The organism is Methanobacterium sp. BAmetb5 (genome assembly GCF_003491305.1).
Lineage (GTDB): Archaea > Methanobacteriota > Methanobacteria > Methanobacteriales > Methanobacteriaceae > Methanobacterium.
In genome coordinates, this window is sequence record NZ_CP022706.1 from 1,312,501 (window position 1) to 1,315,000 (window position 2,500).

At 41.9% G+C, this 2,500-nt stretch carries 2 protein-coding genes (both running past the window's edge); both read left to right on the forward strand.

The features are described from left to right. Window positions 1-1,375 carry the 3' portion of a hypothetical protein gene (locus tag CIT02_RS06405; RefSeq protein WP_292610735.1) on the forward strand. It extends 1,043 nt beyond the left edge of the window, so only the last 1,375 of its 2,418 coding nucleotides appear in the window; its start codon lies off the left edge, out of view; the stop codon is at window positions 1,373-1,375. 62 nt (window positions 1,376-1,437) lie between these two features. Continuing rightward, window positions 1,438-2,500: the 5' portion of a class I SAM-dependent methyltransferase gene (locus CIT02_RS06410; protein ID WP_292610737.1), read on the forward strand. It continues 71 nt past the right edge of the window; only the first 1,063 of its 1,134 coding nucleotides appear in the window; its start codon is at window positions 1,438-1,440; its stop codon lies off the right edge, out of view.

Consider the following 2,500-nt stretch of genomic DNA (forward strand, 5'->3'; position numbering starts at 1 on the left):
TGCAGGTACCTTCGATCAAAGCAAAACTGTGATACCAATAACTGACATCGACACAATGAATCAAATTGGAGAGATTGCTTTCACCCTAGCATCAACTGACCCAACCTACCTTACAAACCTTGGTTACACTGGTACACTGGCAGAAATGCAATCAGCGTTTATGAACGATCTTACAAATGGTAAAATTGGTGCTATTGCGACTCCCTACTACCAAAACTTCAACGGAATGTCCTTAGCGGGATTACTGGATGGAATAAACCAGAACAATGTATTCAACATACACACCTTAATGACCGACACCCACCCCTGGAACCATGCTCAGGGTTATTTAGGTATACTCTTCTTCAGACTCGTCAATGTTGACCCCATCAACTCGGCTAACACCTTAATTAATAAGTTGATGATAACAGTCACACCAGATGGTCTTGGAGGATTCATATACAGCAACGGTACAAAAGGACCAGGATATATTAATACTATGCCTCTTATGTTTGCTCAGAAAGCCCCGTGGGACTTTTTAAGAGTATTCATGAAGGTTGGTTGTCCAAGATGTTTACAGGAGGATTTAGATGCAGCCCAATATGGTCTTGGAAAATATCCACTACTGCAGTTCGAACAGTACATTCTAATGAGCATACCGGTAACTGCTTCCAGTTCATCCGAGGAAAATTGGAGTAAAAACGCTGCAGTAAGAATGGGATTATTTGGTGTTTCTCCATCTTTAGGCACATACCTGTCAGCAGGAGGCCCAATGACTACCACCAACATACCAATCCAATACGCAGAGTACATACTCATTAAATGGAATTCCCTCACTAACACAGGGATAGCCGCCCTGATCCAATACGACACAACAAAAATGAATGAACTAATGGCCGCAGATGGTTACACCAGCAGTGCAAATTGGCATTTTGACAAGGTGTACCTGGACACTGCCAGTTACTTGAATGCTATGTTCAGTGTTGTCCGTGAAATACCATTAACTTCAGATACTCTCGGTGCCTTGACCGCTGCAGGTGGAGATCCCGTGAAATTCGTCAAAAATTATGTGATACCAGTGATACCCACTCCTGCAACACCTACATCGACCCAGGGAACATCTGGAAATGTTTTTGCCAATATTGGAGGAGCAATTTCAGGTGCACTGAATGGTTTAAGTACTCCCAACGGAGCCACTAATGAAATAGCCCCTGGCTTACCATTAGAACAAACCACTCCTGCAATTACTTCAGCCAGCACTTCTGGTAACGAAACCAACCTACCTATCGGTGCGATATTAGGCGCTATATTCCTGGCAATCGCCGGAATACTCGTGTATCTGGGAAGAGGCACTATTGTTGCATCCCTCAAAGGACACCAAAGACCCGGAAAATAAATCTTCCCCCCTTTTCTTTTTTTAAGGTTCTTTCATAACAAGATTTAATGGTGAAAAATAATATGAATAACATTTCAAACCTGAATTTAAAGAAAAATGTATCCGAAATTGAGTTTCCCACTGAAATTTCAATGCTAGATTCCATAATGGACGGATACAAATATTACCAGATGATATCTGCAGCATTAAAACTTGGAATTTTGGAGAAAATGGCTGAAATTGGTCCAGCTTCCCCCAGTGAGATTGCCGAAGCTGCTTCTGTAAATGGAATGTTTGTCAGAAGCATTCTCAGTGCATTAGAAGATATTGGTTTGGTTAAATCAGATGATGCAAGTTACATGATTACTGAACAAGCAGAGACATTTCTTTGCCAGGAAAGCCCATTTTATCAGGGAGATTTGATTCTGGACGTGGGGAGAGATGGATCACCATGGAATGATCTGACAACAGTACTGGAGAGAAGAGGACCTCCAAAAACGATCCAAAAAGATGTAGATGAACTTCAAATCCGATCTCTGGCCCAGCAATGTATTAGGGGAGAAGTTCAGAATGTATTAAATGGTATATTATCACGTCCAGAATTTTCAGAACATGAAAAACTTCTGGACATAGGTGGAAGTCATGGTCTTTACTCCGTGGGCCTTTGTCAGGAGAATGCTGCCCTTTCATCCACTATAATTGAACAGGATCAGGTTGTACCTTTAACTTCGTCATTTGTCTCTGAATATGGAATGGACGACAGGATCAAAGTACAGGAAGGAAGCATTGAAACCATGACCAATGATCTGTCCCCCGAAGTCTACGATATAGTTCTAATTTCCCACACACTGTACCGGTACCGAAGAGAAATGAGTGAAACCTTGGAAAAAGTTACAAAAACGTTAAGCCCGGGAGGAACTCTGGTACTCAACCATCGCTTCTGCAGTCCCCAATGTGATATTAAACCCGGTGATGGTATACGTGAAATTGATCGGGCTTTAACCAGTTTTGGTCATCCATTATGTCACCCAGAAGGCCTTAAGGATGTTTTAGAGAATAAAGGATTCACTAATGTCTCTTTGATCCCCCACGAAACAGCTTTAGGATATGCAGTTCTCTGTATTGGGACTAAAGGAAGTAATATGG